Consider the following 16,178-nt stretch of genomic DNA (forward strand, 5'->3'; position numbering starts at 1 on the left):
TTGGAATTAAATTAAAAAATATATATGGTGAGATTTATGAAAAAGAAATATAATAATATAATAGGGCTTATTTCTTCAATTGTTATAGGATTGCTTGTTATTTTATTTATAGAAAAATTTTACAAGACCAGTTTTTTAAGAGAAATAAAGAAAATTAACGTTTATGATATTATTAGTGTGTTTTTTATATATTTTATGGGATATATAGTTGATTCTCTAAGATATTTAATCATTATTAAACAATTTGGTAAAAAAATACGATTTTTTAATTTATTTTATAATAATGTTATGGGTTTATTTTTTTCTTCAATTACTCCTTTTGCAGCAGGAGGACAACCTTATCAAATTTATCATTTAAATAAACATGGGTTAAGTACAGAACATTCTACAAATATAGTTGTTTCACGTTTCATTACAGCGATGATGCTTAATTTAATCATAGCTTTTTTTTCTTATAAAAAAGTTATACACTCACTATATGGAACAACAATAGAATCTGCTTTAATAAATATGGGACTAATAGTATCTTCGACAATAACAATTTTAATATTATTAGTTTTTATAAATTCTGATATAGTAATAAAAATTTTAGATTTTTTTAAATTTAAAAGAATTCAAAAATTAAAAAACAAATATCTGGAATGGTCCAAAAATTTGAAAGAAAGTATAACCTTTCTCTGGAATGAAAAATTTCATATAATGATTTTAGATATATTATTAAATCTTGTAGTTTTGTCTTTACAGGCTTTTTCGCTTTTTTTCTTGTTTACAAGATATGCTAATTTAGATAATACTTTTGATAATTTCCTTATAGTTTTTGGAGTAATGATGTTATTAAACATGGTGGTTTATTATATACCAACTCCAGGAGCAAGTGGAACAATAGAGGCTTCTTATCAACTTATATTTTCAGCGATACTTAAAATTCAAAATGGTGTTTTTTATCTGTCATTGGGTGGAGGTTTGCAACATATTATATGCAAATTTTTTTGGTGTGATGCTTAGATTTGTCGTAAAAACTTTTTTAAAAGTATAGAATAATAATTATTGAAAAGGAGAGATTGTATTGAATATAGGAATATTTTCTGACGTATATTTTCCTCAAAAAATGGGGTTTCTACAGCAGTTAAGTTATATAAAGAAGAAATGGAAAAATTAGGGCATAATGTATATTTATTTGTACCTAAATATTCTAAAGATTACAAGAGAAATGAGAAAAATGTTTTTGAATTTCCAGCAATTAAATTTTTATTTGAAAAAGAACAAAGGATAGCGTTACCGATTTCAACGGATATTTTTAAAATAAGAGATTTAGGTCTTGATATAATTCATTCTCAAGATCCATTTTCTATGGGATATTTGCTGAATTTATGTCTAAATTATTGAAAATTAAGCATGTTGGGACTCATCATACAATGTATGAATATTATAGAAATTACTTACCTTTAATTATAAGGCCGACGTTAAAACAAACACAAAGAATAATAAAAAATTGGTGTTTGAAACTGGATAAAGTGATTTCTCCAACACAAAATATAAAAGAGCTTTTAGTAAGTTATGGTGTTCCAGACGAGCATGTAGTGGTTATACCTACAGGTATTGATACTGAGAAATTTAACAAAAAATAGAATGGAATATAAAAGAAGAATATGATATTCTTCCAGAAGAAAAAATTTTGTTATTTGTGGGAAGACTTGGACCTGAAAAAAATATCGATTTCTTAATAAAAGTTTTTCATAAAGTTTCATATGATGAGAAAAATATTAAATTAATTATTGTTGGAGATGGTGTAGAAAGAAATAAATTGGAAGAGTTAGTTGTTGAAATGAATCTACATGATAAAGTTATATTTACAGGTGGGCAACCAAGGAATAAAGTTTTAGATGCATATAAACAAGCGGATTTATTTATTTTTGCATCTTATACGGAAACTCAGGGATTAGTGGTATTGGAAGCAATGGCTGCGGGTACTCCAGTAGTAGCGTTGGGAAAAATGGGAGTGTATGATTTATTGAATCATGAAAATGCTGGTGGAATTATGCTAGAAGAATTAAATGAAGATGATTTTGCACATGAAATTATAAAAGTTTTGAGGGATAAAAAGTTATATGAAAAGTTATCAAAAAATGCAATTGATTTTGTGAAAGAAAATTATTCTATAGAGGTTTCAGTAAACAAAATACTTAATGTTTATAAGAGTCTTTTAAATATTGACAAAAAATAGAATTTATGATAAAATATTGCAGGTAGTGGGTGCTTAGCTCAGTGGGAGAGCGCTTCCTTGACGCGGAAGAGGTCGCAGGTTCGATCCCTGCAGCACCCACCATTTTTTATAAGGAGAGAGATAATGTATATTTTACTTTTTTCTATTGTATTTTCAATGATATTTCAATTGTTGGGGAAATATCTCAACCTTTATAGAACTTTTATAAGTAAAAAAGATATAAAAAAAATTTCTAAGTCAAATTTAAAAATTTCGATTATTATACCTGTTTATAACGAAGAGAATGTTATTAAGAAAAGTATAGAGAGTATAGAGAAAAATAGTTATAAAAATTTTGAAATAATAATTATTGATGATAATTCAACTGATAGAACATATGACATATTAAAAGAATTAAAAAATATATATACTAATATTAAAATCGTGAAAAAGAAAGGTGAAAAAGGAAAATCTCAATCTATTAACGAAGCATTTGAACATATTACAGGAGATATAGTGCTATTTTTAGATGCTGATACATTGATAGATGAAGATTTTTTAGAAGAACATATCAAATATTTTTATAACTCAAATATAAACATAATCTACATAGATTTTGAAGCATACAATTATAAAGAAAAAATAATTTTTGATTATCAAGAAATATACTTTGAATTTAGTAGAAATATTTTATATTCTAATATTTTTTCAAAAGCAGTTTTTATGGGTAACGGAGTATTTATTAGAAAAAATATATTAAAAGTTGTTTTGCCATTAGATAATGCGACATTAGTAGATGATGTACACATGGCTATAAAATTAAATCTAAAAAAAATTAATCAAATATTTATTGTTTCGCCTAAAACAAAAATACAATATGTTTCTAATTTTAAAGATCTTTTTTATCAGCATAAAAGATGGTATACCGGGGGAATTGAGGAATTAGTGAAAGCATTGAAATATAAAAATTTTGATATTTTTTTTATTAATTTATTGCTTCTTATCCTGATGACCTTTCCAATTATTTCAGTTATTATTTTATTTAAAAATTTACGTGTTGGGTTCTTTTTGCTAAAAAACTTTTTTAGTATCGTATGGGGATTAAGTATTGGTTCAGCATTGTTAACAACAGTAAAGACAGGTAAATTATATAAGCTTATAATTAATATCTTCATAACGACTCCATTAATGATAGTTTTCGAGTATATAGTGCTGTTAAATGCATTTTTTGATTTAAATAGAAAAGAAAAAAAGTGGTATAAGGTTCAAAGAGAAAAAATATAAGCGACCCAGAATTAAGGTCGCTTATATTTATACTCTTGATATTTTCCCGAAATTTGTGGATTTTACTATTCCAGCACCAATTAAGAATAAGATAATATAAAAAAATTCATTTAAATTATTTTTTAAACTAATCCAGAATGGAATTTTATTTACAAGTAAGATTAATGCAATTGAAAATGAAAAACCTTCTAAACCTCTAACTAAAATCCTTTTCATTAAGAATTTATAAAAATAAGATTCTCTTGTGTAACCAAATGAAAGAATCATGGATCTGAATCTGCTATCAAATTTATCCTTAGCAGTTAGATAGGATCGTACATAAAATAATATTAAAGAGATAAATAATAGGAAATTAGTAATCTTTACATAGTCAGCACTGAACATTTTTATTATTAAAATTATAGTTATAAAATTATAGATATTCATTAATTCAAAAATATATGGAAATCTTTTATTTGTAATTATATAATATTGTGCAATAAAAAATGCCAGAAAAGAAGCTATAAAGCATTCAAAAATAAGATACCAAAAATAGAACATTGATTTATTTCTCCTTCCCTTTTTCTTCACTCATCATATCTTTTTTCACAGAATTTGCTTCAAATAAAGTAGCTACCGAACCAAGAACACCGATAACATCATAAGGTATAAACAGTTTTGAGGCTTTCCCATTTGCCATTTCTTTTAAGGCTTCTAAGTATTTTACTCTTAAAAGATCTGTAGTAGGTTTTCCTTCATGAATAGCATTAAATACATTTATAATAGCGTGTGCCTGTCCCTCTGCTTCAACTTCATATTTATATTTTGTGCTTCAGCAACTCTTTTAACGGATTCTGCTTGACCTTCTGCTTTTAAAATTGCAGATCTTTTATCACCTTCTGCTCTTAATATAGCTGCCTGTTTGTATCCTTCAGCTTCTAAAATAGCCGCTCTTTTCATTCTTTCAGCTTTCATTTGTTTACTCATAGCTTCCATAATATCATTTGGAGGATCAATTTTTTTAATTTCAACTCTTGTAACTTTAACTCCCCATTTATCAGTAGCTTCATCTAATACTTCTCTTAATCTGGTATTTATCATTTCTCTTGAGGTTAAAGTCTGATCTAATTCCAATTCACCAATAACGTTCCTTAAATTAGTTTGAGCTAATTTTATAGCAGCAACTTCAAAATTACTTACATTATATATAACTCTAAAAGCTTCTGTTACTTCATAATAAATTACAGCATCTACAGTAACAATAACATTATCTTTGGTGATAACTTCCTGTGGTGGAACATCAATTACACGCTCTCTCATATCGACTTTTATCATTCTATCCAAAAAAGGAACAATAAATTGCAATCCCGGTTGCGCTTCTCTATGAAATTTTCCCAATCTTTCGATTAATCCTTTTTCATAAGGTCTAATAATTTTTAAACTTGTAGCAGCTAAAATAAGTATAAATAGCGTTATAATACCCAATAAATACATAATATCCCCTCCTTAAAGTTGTTTTTTTACAATTAAAGTATTCGAAGTTCTTTTTAAAATAACAACTTTGTCCCTTTTTTTATTTTTTCATTTTCTGAATATGCTCTCCATTCTTCACTAAATACTTTTACTATTCCGGGATTTTCTTTATCAAAATCTGTAAGAGCAATACCAACTTTTCCGATTAATTCATCAAGATGAAAATTTTTGTTTTGAACAGGTTTTAACCATTTTTTTACAATTTTTCTTGAAAATAGCCAGAAAATAGTAGATAAAATAATAAAAACAATAGATGTAATAATTTTATTAGTGATGAATATTCCTAAAATTGAAGTTATAAATGCACTTAATCCAAACCAAAAAAGAAAAAAGTTGGTGTAATAATTTCGAGAATTATAAAGATAATCCCCAATATTATCCAAAATTGCCATTCCAGCATAATATCCCCCTCTCATTTATCTAAATAATAGAAATCTCTTCAGGATGGACAATGTGAAAATCTATATCGCTAAAATTTTCATTCAATTCCCTTTTAACTTTGTTGATTAATCTATTGTATCTACTGGAAATATGATATAAAATAACTCTTTTAGGATGTACAGACTTTAATAATTTTTTTATTTCATTTAAAGAAGTGTGATTTCTTAATTTTCTGTCAGATTCTTTTATAAAAGTGCATTCATGAATTAAAGTATCAGAATCTTCTATAATATCAGGAGATACTGGTAAAGAATCACCACTGATAGTAATGATTTTTTTTATATATTCTTCAATTACATTTTCTTTGCCTATTTCTGAAATAAGGTTTTTGATTTCTTCTCCAGATAAATCACTATATATATTTTTTAATTTCTTTCTTTTTTCAAGAATTTGAAATCCCAATGATTTTTCACCAGGAGTATGGCGTGTTTTAAATGCTTTTAAAAATCTGTTGTTTTTTAATGGAACAATATCTTCGTGTTCAATTCCACGGGTAATTAGTTTGAATCTTAAATATTTATTCATACCTTTAATGAAGTTCAAATACTCTTCTATATTTTTTGAGCCTTTAGGATAATATATTTCTAAATTTTTTTCACGACTCCCATCGCGTTATTTCGAGTATTAATAAATCCCCATAATCCAGCAATATGATCAACGTGAGAATGTGAAATAAAAATTTTTTCTATACTATAAATCTTATTTCCCAGAGATGCGCTAATTCCTTCCCCTATATCAAATAATAATCTATCTGGTTTATAATATATCCATGTTGTATATAATGCTTTTGAACGAATTATAAATTCCAAAATATTCACCATCCATTATTCTAAAGGTTCAACTTTTAACTTAATTTCTCCTTTGACTCCTTCAGGTAATTTGACTTTTAAAGTATATAAACCAATTTCTTTAATACTAACTTTTTCTGCAAACCATCTTTTATCAAAATCTATATTTGTGGATTCTTTTATTAATTTAGCAATATCATTTGCTGTGATAGAACCAAATAATTTACCATTTGCACCAGATTTGATCTTTATTTTATAAATTCTTTCCTGTAATTTTTTTAAAAGTTTTTCATTTTTTTCTTTCCTTTTTTGTTTAACTTCATTTTTTACTTCCTGAATTTTTTTACATGTTTGATTTCTCCTTCTTTAGCTTCAATAGCTAATCCTCTTGGTATTAAATAATTTCTTCCGTATCCATCAGAAACTTTAACAATTTCTCCTTTTTTACCAACTTTAGCAACATCTTTCAATAACATAACTTTCATATTTTCAACCTCCATAAAATACTTTTATTTTATATACTAAGTATACCATAATTACTTTAAAAATTTAACGTATAAATTTTAAAACATCGATATATAAAAAAAGGAGGCAAAGCCTCCTTTTGATTAATCGTTTATGAAAGGTAATAAAGCCATCTGTCTAGCTCTTTTAATAGCTGTTTTAACCATTCTTTGATGTTTGGAGCAATTACCGTTTAATCTTTTTGGAATAATTTTACCTTTTTCATTAATGAAATCCTTTAATAAATCTGTATTTTTATAATCAATATATTCAACTTTCATTGAACATAATTTACATTTTTTAACTCTTCTTGGTCTTCTGTTAAATGCCATAATATTCACCTCCTAAAAATTTGGTGGAGTATCATCTTCCGCATCATCATCAATTGGGAAAAATTGCGGAAAATCATCATTAGAAAAATCGTCTAAATCATCTGATACTTCATCGATATTCGGTTCAACAACTTCAATTTGAGAGTTGTTTTCAAAATTATCAGTTATATAAGCATCTCTACTTGCTTTTGATTCCATAAACTGAATACTTGATGCAGAAACTTCTGCTCTTTCTTTATAGTTATTATTTTGATCTCTCCAACTATTTATTCTTAAAGCACCTTCTACGAGAATTAAAACACCTTTTTTCAAATAATTCTCAGCAAATTCGGCTTTTTTACCAAACACAACAATTCTAATAAAATCAGTTTTTTGACCATTATAATCATTATTCCAGTTTGGTCTGTCTACAGCTAACGTAAAATTAGCTACTTTATCCCTGAAGTAGTCATTCTAACCTCGGGGTCGCGGGTAAGTCTTCCCACTAAAATAACTCTATTAAATGAATAACTCATAGTTTCATCCCTATCATTCTTCAGAATTTACAGGTTCTTCAACAACAACTTCTTGATTTTCAGCGGCTTTTTTTTCTTTGTTTTTTTCAGCTTTTTCTAAATCTTCTCTTCTAAATACTTGCCATCTGAAAGTATTTTGACTGTTAATTCTAAAAAGTCCATCTAACTCGTTTACTTTATCAGGTTCTGCTTTAAAAATACCCATGTGTAATCACCTTCGGTATAACCTTGATGGGTTCTGTAGGCTAATTTTCTCATGCCCCATCTTTCCCAGTGTTGGATTTCTCCTTCAACTTTTTCTTCAACCCAACTTTTTACCTTTTCTACTTCGTTGTTTCTAGCTTCTTCAGATAACTCTGGAGAAACGATAAACATTACTTCATAAATCCTTTTCATTACCACACCTCCTCGGACGATTTTGGCCCTTTTATAAGAGCGGATTTTTTACCGATATATTATACCAAAAAAAATTATATTTTGAAATATTTAACCTAATGTTATTCAAATTAATAACTTTTTGAAACTGAAATTGCAAGTTAAAAAAAATTATGCTATACTTATTATAGGAGGTATTAATAATGCATAATCTTGAAACACAGGTGTTTGTATCTTTTGATTTAGAAACAACAGGTTTAAAACCAGATTTTGGAGATAGAATTATTGAGATTGCTGCAATTCCCATATTCAATGGAAAAATAAAAAGAAAGTTTGAATTTCATACATTAATTAATCCAAAAATAAGGATTCCAGTTGAAGGTTCTCAGTTTCATAAATTAAACAATAAAGATATAGAAAATGCACCTACAATGAATGAAATTTTTCCAAAGTTTAAGGAATATATTGCGAATACAATACTTGTTTCTCACAATGCAAAAATGGATATGTTATTTTTAGATGTTGCTGCTAAAGAAAGTGGAACATTACCTGTAGAAAATTATTATATAGATACTCTGGAAATAGCAAAAGTTCTTTTAGATAGAGGTCCATATTCGCTAGAATCTCTTTCCAAAAAATTTAATATTTATGTAGGGAGATCACATAGAGCTTATGAAGATGCTTTAATGACGGCTAAATTGTTTTTAATATTTATAAAAAAATTTGGACTAAAAAATTTGGGTGATTTTATAAAAAAATGGAGGGGATAGTATGGTAAAAAATTTTGTTCTTGATACTAATGTATTAATTCATGATCCAAAAGCTATGTTTAATTTTCAGGATAACAATGTAATTATTCCATTTCCTGTACTTGAAGAAATAGATAATTTAAAAACAAGAGGTGAAAGAACAGGTGCTGCAGCTCGTGAAGTAAATAGGATTTTAGATAATTTAAGAAAACAGGGAAGTTTGAGAGAAGGAATAAAATTAGAAAATGGAGGTATTTTGAAAATATCAACGCTGGAAAAAAATGGTATTCATATTCCGCAATATTTGGGGAGAAAAATGGATGATTGGATTTTATTATATGCAATAGAATTAAAAAAAGAAAGCAATATTCCTACATTTTTGGTTACAAAAGATTTGAATTTAAGAATAAAAGCAGAGGCAGTAGGAATTATAGCGCAGGATTATTTAACCGACAGAGTAGAATATGAAAATTATTTTCCGGGATTTATAGACATGAAAGTAGATAAGAAGCTAATAGAAAAAGATAAGATAAATTATAATTTGTTAGATTTTGAGGAGGAACCATCTCCAAATACTTATTTTGATTTAAATGAGGGTAATTATTATAGATATTCAAAAAAGAAAAATCATTGGTTAAATTAAATGTATCATATTTTACAGAAGTTTTTGGTATTAATCCAAGAAATAGAGAACAAATATTTGCTTTTGATGCTTTGCTTAATGATGAAATTCCTCTTGTTACACTTGTGGAAGTGCTGGTACAGGAAAAACATTATTGGCTCTTGCAATTGGCTTGTATAAAGTTCTTGATGAAAAAAAATATAAGAAGTTATTGGTATCTAAACCTGTGGTTCCGGTTGGAAAAGATATAGGGTTTCTTCCTGGTTCTATTGCTGAAAAAATGAAGCCATGGTTACAACCAATTTATGACAATCTTGAATTTTTATTTCAGGAAAAGGTAAAAACCAAATGAATACCTTGAAAAAAAGATATATTGGAAATAGAAGTATTGTCATACATTAGAGGAAGATCAATACCAGAACAATATATGATAATAGATGAGGCACAAAATTTGACTCCTCATGAAATAAAAACTATAATAACAAGAGTAGGAGAAAATACTAAGATAATATTGACAGGAGACCCTTTTCAAATAGATAATCCATATTTAGGTTTTTCTTCAAATGGTTTAACCTATGTTTCTTCGAAATTTAAAGATTCTGATTTAGCTGCTCATATTTATTTATTAAAAGGTGAAAGGTCAGAATTAGCTACTAAAGCTGCAGAACTTTTGTAAAAAACTTTTAAGAAATCTAATGTAAAATATGTTTTGATATATAAAAAGAATTTGTGAAAGGGTGATTTAATGCAGCAAGAAGTGTTAGAGTATGATGTATATGTAAAGGTAAAAAGAGAAGATATTCATCTCGTCACGTATTTATTGGAATCAGTTGATAATTTAATGAATGTAAGAAATGTCATTGAAAATAATTTAATGAAGATAATATGCCCTAAAGATACATTAAACGAATCATTGAAATTAATAAATTCATTAAAAGAAATGACAGATTTGGAGGTTGTAAGGGTTGAACCCAACGACGGAAAAGTCTAAAAAGAATTTTTATAAATATATACCTATACCTTATGAACATCATTCAACAATTTTTGATGTTGATTATACAAAACTTAAAAAGTTAGGTTTTACTACAATTCTATTCGATTATGATTTTACTTTAGCGCCATGGAAACAACAGATAGATGAAAAAACTCTGTTTCTTTTTAATGAATTACATAATTTAGGATTTAAATTAGCAGTTGTTTCTAATGGGCCTAAAAAAAGAATAAAAAATGTTGAAGAAAAAACCTTTGGAAAAGTAAAAATTTATTGGCGAATGAAAAAACCCTTTTCTAAAAAATTAAAAAAAGTATTAGAAGATTTGGATTCTCAACCAGGTAAAACAGTATTGATTGGAGATTTATTTTTTACTGATATTTTGGTTGGTAATAAGAATGGGTTATATACAATATTGGTTAATCCTTATACATATGAAATTGATTCAGCATATAAAAAATTTACTGCTTTTATTTCTAAGTTAATTTATTTTGTTTTTTTTTATACTTTAGGGTGGTTGTTTAGAGTAATGGATTTGGCTGTTCCAAATGAATTTGCTGATTCTGTTTTTGATATAGACTATAAAAAGCTAAAAAATAAACATTATCAATTATTGATATTTGATTTTGATAATACTTTAACAACATGGCGTTCTAAAGAATTACCTGAAGAAATAATGAATTTATTTGAAAAAATATCAAAAGATTTCAAGATTATGATTGCCTCAAACGGTAAAGAATATAGATTTGATGGAATAAAAAAGCAATTAGCAAAATATAATGTTAAAGTAATGGGATATTCATTAAAACCTTTTGCATTTAGAATAAGAAAGAGAATTAAAGAATTAGGAATTGAACCAACTCATATAGCGTTAATAGGGATCAACTTTTTACTGATATAATTGCAGGAAATAGAATTGGGTTTTATACAATAAAAGTAAAACCCTTATCAAATAAAGAAAGATTTTTTACAAAAATTTTAAGATTTTTTGAAAAAATTAGTATAAAAACGATGAGAGAAAAACCTAAATTTTAGGGGGAGAAAATGTCGTTAGATAAGGAAGTTATTGGGAATAAAGTAAAAAGTGTTACGAAGTATTTATGGTTTAATACTGAAAAATCTATTGAAATAATCCATATCACTGAAAAGATAAGAGAGTTTGTTAAAGAATCTAGAATTATTGATGGTTATGTAATGGTTTCAGCTATGCATTTAACAGCGGCTGTATATATTAATGACTATGAATCAGGACTAATAGAAGATATAAAAGAATGGTTAGAAAAGCTAGCTCCACAAAATTATCCATATAAACATCATAGAACAGGTGAAATAAATGGACATGCACATTTAAAAAATCTTATTATGCATCATCAAATAATGGTGCCAATAACGGATGGTGATTTGGATTTAGGTCCATGGCAAGAAATATTTTATGCTGAATTTGATGGTCAGAGAAATAAGAGAGTTATTCTGAAAGCTTTTGGTATAACAAATGAATAAATGGGGATATAGATGGAAAAAAATATTTCTTTTCCAAAAGGTTTTATGTGGGGAAGTACATTTTCTTCTTATCAAATTGAAAAAATGAATAATAAAACCAATTGGGATATTTGGCAGGAAAAAGGTCATATAAAAGATGGCACTGGTTTGAATATTTTGAATAATATTAATAAAAATTTATTTAATGAAATATTTAAACTTTCAAAAGAAATAGGCTATAATTCTTTGTCTTTTTCATTGGAATGGTCCAAAATAATTCCAGAAATGGGATTTGTTAATTATAAAAAGTTGGAAAGTTATAAAAATTTTATTCTTAATTTAAAAAAGGAAGGTATAGAACCCATATTGATTTTAAATTATTATACATTACCAATATGGTTTGAAGAAAAAGGTGGTTTTAGTAAAGAAGAAAATTTTAAGTTTTTTTGGAATATATTGAATTATTGTTAAAATATATAGGTAACATTGTGGATTATTATATAACGTTTTTTGAACCAGGTAAAGTTATAAAAAAAACATTGGAAGAAAAAAGCTTTCCTTTTTATAGTAGGAATATTGAGAAAAAAGAAATTTTTATAAATAATGTTTATAATTTGCATAAGCAAATTTATTTAATGATAAAAAAAGAAAACAAATATTCAAAAATTTCACTAGCAAAAAATATAGCATATGAAGAAATAGAATATAGGAAAAATAATATATTGAAATATATTGATTTTCTTTCTATTAGTTATGATGGAGATAATAACTTTAATAAAGGAAAACCTATTCAAAAGGATGATATAGGTAAAAACATTGATCCTGACGAAATACTAAGAAATTTATTAAAACTAAAAGTATATGATAAGCCTATATTAATATTATCTACAGGCATTGCAGATGAAAATGATATATATAGATCGACATTTTAATAAAAGTATTAACAAATATATATGATGCATTAAGAAAGCATGTTAAAATTTTTGGTTTTCATCATAAAACTATATTCGATCTGTTTGAATGGGAAAATGGCTTTTCTGCTAAATATGGATTATATGAATATGACTATGAAAATATAAAATTCCATATTAGATCCAGCGGTAAAATTTATTCAAATATAATTTCCAATAATGGAATTCCTCCATATTTAGAAAAATATACACAATAAAAAGCTAAGCCATTTAAGGCTTAGCTTTTTTACTAACTACTTTAATGTTGGCTTATTAAATACTCTCGATGCCAATTCTCTATCTAACATAAATAAAGCATTTGGATTATCTTTTATTAATTCTAGTTTGCGTATAATTTCTTCATCATTAGCTTCTTCTTCAACTTGTTCATCAATATACCATTGCAAGAAATTAAATGTAGCTCTATCGTGTTCCTTTTCTGCAATATCGATTAAATCATTTATGCATTTTGTTATATGTTGTTCATGTTTAAGTGTAGCTTTAAATACATCTAATGGTGATTCCCAATTCTTTTGAGGTTCTTTAATAGCTTGAAGAACAACTTTTCCTCCTCTTGATAATAAATAGTCATAGATTTTCATTGCATGAAATGTTTCTTCTTCATATTGAACTCTCATCCAATTTGAAAAGCCTTTTAAACCAATTTCTTCAAAATAGGCAGCCATTGATAAATATAAATAAGCAGAAAACAATTCTTCATTTATTTGTTTGTTTAATGCATTTTCCATGGTTTTAGAAATCATTGTATCCCCTCCTGTAATTTTTTCTGTATTGTAATTATAACATTTTTTCGCAGCAAAAGCAAAATTACAATTTAATTACATATAAATTAATAAATTTAGCCCTATTGACTCAAAAGAAAAATTATGTTATAATAAAGAAAATTTTAGGAGGAGATATTATGAATAAAAATTATTCAAATAATATTAATAATATTAATTCAAATATAATATTAAGACATCACTCAAGGTGTGGCCTCAGGCTGACACCTTGAGTTGTCATACTCAAGGGAAATCAGAGGCCACACCATAATCTGGTGTGGCCTTTTTTATTATTAAAGAAATTATTTCAAGGAGGTAGATATTATGAAAAAGTTATTGGTTGTATTGAGTATGGTTATTTTTTCTATTGCAATTTTTGGTGGAAAAATTGAGGAAATTCAGAAACGCGGTGTTTTATTGGTTGGTCAAGATCCTGCTTATGCACCATTTTATGGTGTGAATACAAAGGGAGAAAGAATTGGATATGAAATTGATTTGGCAAAAATGATGGCGGAAGTACTTGGAGTTAAAGTCAAGTTTGTTATTACAAATTGGGATGGTATTATTCCAGCACTATTAGCAGATAAATTTGATTTTGTATTAGCTGGTATGACAATAACGCCTGAAAGGGCATTAAAAGTTAATTTTACAACATCATATTATGAAACAGGTCAAACGATTTTTTATAATACACAAAAATATCCTAATGGAATAACAGAAGATGAACTCAAAAAATGGGTAAAAAAGCAAAAATAGCTGTTCAATTAGGAACAACAGGAGAATTTGCGGCAAGAAAATTTTTCCCAGAATCTCAAATATTAACCTTTGAAACTGTTGATGCAGCTGCTTATCAAATAATAACTAAAAAAGCCGATGTTCTGATTTTTGATGAATTATATTATGGTTCAATTTCTAAAAAATATAGTTCAATAAAAACTATTGGCAAATTGTTAAATAAAGAAAAGTTAGGTATAGCAGTAAAAAAAGAAAATATTGATTTATTATTATGGCTAAATACTTTTATAGAATGTAAAAAAACTGATGGAACTTTAGATGAATTAAAACAAAAATGGATGGTAGACTACGATTGGGGTGAATAAATTGAATAAAAATTATCTACAAAAATTCATAGCTTATGCTTTATTAATACTCATACTATTTATCTTTTATTTTGAAATGTCAAAAACTTATCCATTTAATTGGCAGAAAGTCCCTTTTAAATATATGAATTTATATTTAGAAGGTTTTTATATGACCTTGAAAATATCTGTTTTTTCAATTTTTTTTGCTTTAGTTATTGGAATGGTATTTGGAGTCATGAAAACCTCCAAATACCAGATTCTAAAAGAATTGGCTAACACATATACAACTATTTTTAGGAATATTCCATTATTAGTAATTATATTAATAGTATATTATGGTATAGGATCAATGATAGAAATTAGTGCAATGGTTGGTGCGATAATATCGTTGTCTTTGTTCGAAGGAGCATATGTTTCTGAGATTATTAGAGGTGGTATAGAAGCTGTACCAAAAGGACAGGTTGATGCAGCGAAAACAATAGGACTAAGTACGTTTTATTTATATATTGATATATTATTGCCTCAAGCTTTTAGAACAACTTTACCTGCATTAACGGGTCAATTCATTAGTTTGGTTAAGGACAGCTCTCTTGCATCCGTTATTGCTTTACAAGAATTAACAATGGTAGGAAGACAAATAGCTACTTCTTCTTTTGCCTCATTTGAATCATATATAACGGTAGCTGTTTTCTATTTTACAATAACTGCGTTGTTGCAATTATTAGGTAAATTCTTTGAAAGGAGGTTTGCAATAGTATGATCGAAATAAAGAATTTAGAAAAAAGTTTTGGGAATTTAGAAGTCTTAAAAGGTGTAAATCTAAGTGTAACAAAAGGTGAAGTATTGGTAATAATGGGACCTTCCGGATCTGGAAAATCAACTTTGTTACGATGTATTGCTGGGTTAGAAAACTATCAAAAAGGGCTTATTATTTTAGAAGAAAAAAATATACTTGACTATACTAGAAAAACATTGGTTCAAAAAATAGGATTTGTTTTCCAACAACATAATCTTTTTCCACATTTGAAAATAATTGATAACATATCTTTAGGATTAATTAGAACTAAAAAAATAAAAAAAGAAGAAGCTTATAAAATTGCTCTTGATGTTTTAGAGAAAGTCCATTTACAAGATAAGGCATACAATTTCCCTTCGCAATTATCTGGTGGGCAACAGCAAAGAGCAGGTATAGCAAGAGCATTGGCTATGGATCCAGAAATAATATTATTTGATGAACCTACATCAGCTCTTGATCCAAGTTTAGTATATGAAGTAAAAGAAACTATGGTGGAATTATCAAAAATGGGAAAAACGATGTTAGTAGTTACTCATGAGGTTGATTTTGCTAAAAAAGCTGGAGATAGAATTATATTTATGAAAAATGGAAAGATTTTGGAAAATATGGATCCTGATACTTTCTTTAAAACAGAATTAAAATATGAAATTGCTTAATAATAAAATTTAATATGGAGTGATAGCTATGACAAAATTTAGTTTAAACATTAATATTTCTAATTTAATATTAAATCATCATCATTTAAGGTGTGGCCTCATGCTAACACCTTGAGT

Annotated in this window: 25 protein-coding genes, 1 tRNA gene and 4 pseudogenes; 19 read left to right on the plus strand and 11 right to left on the minus strand. The window is 26.8% G+C overall.

Annotation, left to right across the window (positions count from 1 at the left end; translation table 11 throughout):
* The first annotated feature begins 36 nt into the window (after nt 1-36).
* From DJ007_RS10405 to DJ007_RS10420, 6 genes are all read left to right on the plus strand, one after another.
* Nucleotides 37-1,005 (plus strand): lysylphosphatidylglycerol synthase transmembrane domain-containing protein, encoded by a 969-nt coding sequence (locus DJ007_RS10405; protein ID WP_165974117.1) that lies wholly within the window; start codon nt 37-39, stop codon nt 1,003-1,005.
* Between the two features lie 141 nt (nt 1,006-1,146).
* Nucleotides 1,147-1,386, plus strand: a complete 240-nt coding sequence (locus DJ007_RS19310) for a glycosyltransferase (RefSeq protein ID WP_276318739.1) — start codon at nt 1,147-1,149, stop codon at nt 1,384-1,386.
* Nucleotides 1,371-1,628, plus strand: a complete 258-nt coding sequence (locus DJ007_RS19315; protein ID WP_276318740.1) for a glycosyltransferase — start codon at nt 1,371-1,373, stop codon at nt 1,626-1,628. Before DJ007_RS19310 ends, DJ007_RS19315 begins: the two co-directional genes overlap by 16 nt.
* Before the next feature lie 8 nt (nt 1,629-1,636).
* Entirely contained in the window at nt 1,637-2,224 is a 588-nt protein-coding gene (locus tag DJ007_RS17955; protein ID WP_276318754.1) for a glycosyltransferase, read from the plus strand.
* Between the two features lie 27 nt (nt 2,225-2,251).
* Nucleotides 2,252-2,326 (plus strand) — tRNA-Val (locus DJ007_RS10415).
* A gap of 21 nt (nt 2,327-2,347) precedes the next feature.
* Nucleotides 2,348-3,487, plus strand: coding sequence for a glycosyltransferase family 2 protein (locus tag DJ007_RS10420; protein ID WP_129409498.1), 1,140 nt, complete (start codon nt 2,348-2,350; stop codon nt 3,485-3,487).
* Between the two features lie 27 nt (nt 3,488-3,514).
* On the opposite strand, the gene DJ007_RS10425 is transcribed toward DJ007_RS10420, so the two are convergent.
* From DJ007_RS10425 to DJ007_RS17980, 10 genes and pseudogenes are all read right to left on the minus strand, one after another.
* A complete protein-coding gene (locus DJ007_RS10425) occupies nt 3,515-4,027 on the minus strand; it encodes a hypothetical protein (RefSeq protein WP_129409499.1) in 513 nt (170 codons plus the stop codon).
* Nucleotides 4,028-4,031: 4 nt separating this feature from the next.
* Nucleotides 4,032-4,960, minus strand: a pseudogene (locus DJ007_RS10430) (SPFH domain-containing protein).
* A gap of 53 nt (nt 4,961-5,013) precedes the next feature.
* Nucleotides 5,014-5,391 carry an NfeD family protein gene (locus DJ007_RS10435; protein ID WP_165974118.1) on the minus strand — a complete coding sequence of 126 codons (378 nt, stop codon included), beginning with the start codon at nt 5,389-5,391 and terminating at the stop codon, nt 5,014-5,016.
* Between the two features lie 28 nt (nt 5,392-5,419).
* Nucleotides 5,420-5,965 (minus strand): MBL fold metallo-hydrolase, encoded by a 546-nt coding sequence (locus tag DJ007_RS10440; RefSeq protein WP_240739496.1) that lies wholly within the window; start codon nt 5,963-5,965, stop codon nt 5,420-5,422.
* Nucleotides 5,966-6,024: 59 nt separating this feature from the next.
* A complete protein-coding gene (locus tag DJ007_RS17960; protein ID WP_240739497.1) occupies nt 6,025-6,261 on the minus strand; it encodes an MBL fold metallo-hydrolase in 237 nt (78 codons plus the stop codon).
* A 3-nt stretch (nt 6,262-6,264) separates the two neighbouring features.
* Nucleotides 6,265-6,713: pseudogene (rplI, locus tag DJ007_RS17965) on the minus strand (50S ribosomal protein L9).
* A 123-nt stretch (nt 6,714-6,836) separates the two neighbouring features.
* Entirely contained in the window at nt 6,837-7,064 is a 228-nt protein-coding gene (gene rpsR, locus DJ007_RS10450) for a 30S ribosomal protein S18 (protein WP_047265092.1), read from the minus strand.
* 12 nt (nt 7,065-7,076) lie between these two features.
* A pseudogene (locus tag DJ007_RS10455) lies at nt 7,077-7,439 on the minus strand (single-stranded DNA-binding protein); the annotation flags it as partial.
* Nucleotides 7,440-7,592: 153 nt separating this feature from the next.
* Nucleotides 7,593-7,784 carry a hypothetical protein gene (locus tag DJ007_RS17975; protein WP_240739500.1) on the minus strand — a complete coding sequence of 64 codons (192 nt, stop codon included), beginning with the start codon at nt 7,782-7,784 and terminating at the stop codon, nt 7,593-7,595.
* The gene (locus tag DJ007_RS17980; RefSeq protein WP_240739501.1) at nt 7,751-7,975 is read right to left on the minus strand and encodes a 30S ribosomal protein S6; all 225 of its coding nucleotides are present in this window, start codon (nt 7,973-7,975) and stop codon (nt 7,751-7,753) included. Before DJ007_RS17980 ends, DJ007_RS17975 begins: the two co-directional genes overlap by 34 nt.
* Before the next feature lie 182 nt (nt 7,976-8,157).
* Here DJ007_RS17980 and DJ007_RS10465 point away from each other — a divergent pair, with 182 nt between their 5' ends.
* The 9 genes and pseudogenes from DJ007_RS10465 to DJ007_RS20375 all read left to right on the plus strand — a co-directional run bounded on the left by DJ007_RS10465 (nt 8,158) and on the right by DJ007_RS20375 (nt 12,963).
* Nucleotides 8,158-8,724 (plus strand): 3'-5' exonuclease, encoded by a 567-nt coding sequence (locus DJ007_RS10465; RefSeq protein ID WP_129409501.1) that lies wholly within the window; start codon nt 8,158-8,160, stop codon nt 8,722-8,724.
* A gap of 1 nt (nt 8,725) precedes the next feature.
* Entirely contained in the window at nt 8,726-9,346 is a 621-nt protein-coding gene (locus tag DJ007_RS20845) for a PIN domain-containing protein (RefSeq protein ID WP_165974119.1), read from the plus strand.
* 151 nt (nt 9,347-9,497) lie between these two features.
* A pseudogene (locus DJ007_RS20850) lies at nt 9,498-10,001 on the plus strand (PhoH family protein).
* Between the two features lie 69 nt (nt 10,002-10,070).
* Nucleotides 10,071-10,316, plus strand: coding sequence for a DUF4911 domain-containing protein (locus tag DJ007_RS10475; protein ID WP_129409502.1), 246 nt, complete (start codon nt 10,071-10,073; stop codon nt 10,314-10,316).
* Nucleotides 10,291-11,217, plus strand: coding sequence for a YqeG family HAD IIIA-type phosphatase (locus DJ007_RS10480; protein ID WP_240739502.1), 927 nt, complete (start codon nt 10,291-10,293; stop codon nt 11,215-11,217). The genes DJ007_RS10475 and DJ007_RS10480 overlap by 26 nt, the downstream gene beginning before the upstream one ends.
* 143 nt (nt 11,218-11,360) lie before the next feature.
* On the plus strand, nt 11,361-11,816 hold the full coding sequence (locus DJ007_RS10485; RefSeq protein WP_129409503.1) for a secondary thiamine-phosphate synthase enzyme YjbQ: 456 nt from the start codon (nt 11,361-11,363) through the stop codon (nt 11,814-11,816).
* Nucleotides 11,817-11,828: 12 nt separating this feature from the next.
* The gene (locus DJ007_RS10490) at nt 11,829-12,266 is read left to right on the plus strand and encodes a family 1 glycosylhydrolase (RefSeq protein WP_129409504.1); all 438 of its coding nucleotides are present in this window, start codon (nt 11,829-11,831) and stop codon (nt 12,264-12,266) included.
* The gene (locus DJ007_RS10495; protein WP_129409505.1) at nt 12,242-12,727 is read left to right on the plus strand and encodes a hypothetical protein; all 486 of its coding nucleotides are present in this window, start codon (nt 12,242-12,244) and stop codon (nt 12,725-12,727) included. The genes DJ007_RS10490 and DJ007_RS10495 overlap by 25 nt, the downstream gene beginning before the upstream one ends.
* Before the next feature lie 47 nt (nt 12,728-12,774).
* A complete protein-coding gene (locus DJ007_RS20375) occupies nt 12,775-12,963 on the plus strand; it encodes a family 1 glycosylhydrolase (protein ID WP_497006735.1) in 189 nt (62 codons plus the stop codon).
* Between the two features lie 36 nt (nt 12,964-12,999).
* Here the strand turns inward: DJ007_RS20375 and DJ007_RS10505 are convergent, their stop codons facing one another.
* On the minus strand, nt 13,000-13,509 hold the full coding sequence (locus DJ007_RS10505; protein WP_129409506.1) for a ferritin: 510 nt from the start codon (nt 13,507-13,509) through the stop codon (nt 13,000-13,002).
* Between the two features lie 342 nt (nt 13,510-13,851).
* Here DJ007_RS10505 and DJ007_RS19325 point away from each other — a divergent pair, with 342 nt between their 5' ends.
* Genes DJ007_RS19325 through DJ007_RS10520 form a run of 4 tightly spaced genes read left to right on the plus strand, consistent with a single transcriptional unit; the run spans nt 13,852 to nt 16,061 of the window.
* On the plus strand, nt 13,852-14,283 hold the full coding sequence (locus DJ007_RS19325) for a transporter substrate-binding domain-containing protein (protein ID WP_206076316.1): 432 nt from the start codon (nt 13,852-13,854) through the stop codon (nt 14,281-14,283).
* Complete coding sequence (locus DJ007_RS19330) at nt 14,262-14,627, plus strand: type 2 periplasmic-binding domain-containing protein (RefSeq protein WP_206076317.1); 366 nt, start codon at nt 14,262-14,264, stop codon at nt 14,625-14,627. The genes DJ007_RS19325 and DJ007_RS19330 overlap by 22 nt, the downstream gene beginning before the upstream one ends.
* A gap of 1 nt (nt 14,628) precedes the next feature.
* Nucleotides 14,629-15,369, plus strand: a complete 741-nt coding sequence (locus DJ007_RS10515) for an amino acid ABC transporter permease (protein ID WP_240739503.1) — start codon at nt 14,629-14,631, stop codon at nt 15,367-15,369.
* The gene (locus tag DJ007_RS10520) at nt 15,366-16,061 is read left to right on the plus strand and encodes an amino acid ABC transporter ATP-binding protein (protein WP_129409507.1); all 696 of its coding nucleotides are present in this window, start codon (nt 15,366-15,368) and stop codon (nt 16,059-16,061) included. The genes DJ007_RS10515 and DJ007_RS10520 overlap by 4 nt, the downstream gene beginning before the upstream one ends.
* Nucleotides 16,062-16,178 lie beyond the last annotated feature (117 nt).

Source organism: Marinitoga lauensis (assembly GCF_004135675.1).
Lineage (GTDB): Bacteria > Thermotogota > Thermotogae > Petrotogales > Petrotogaceae > Marinitoga > Marinitoga lauensis.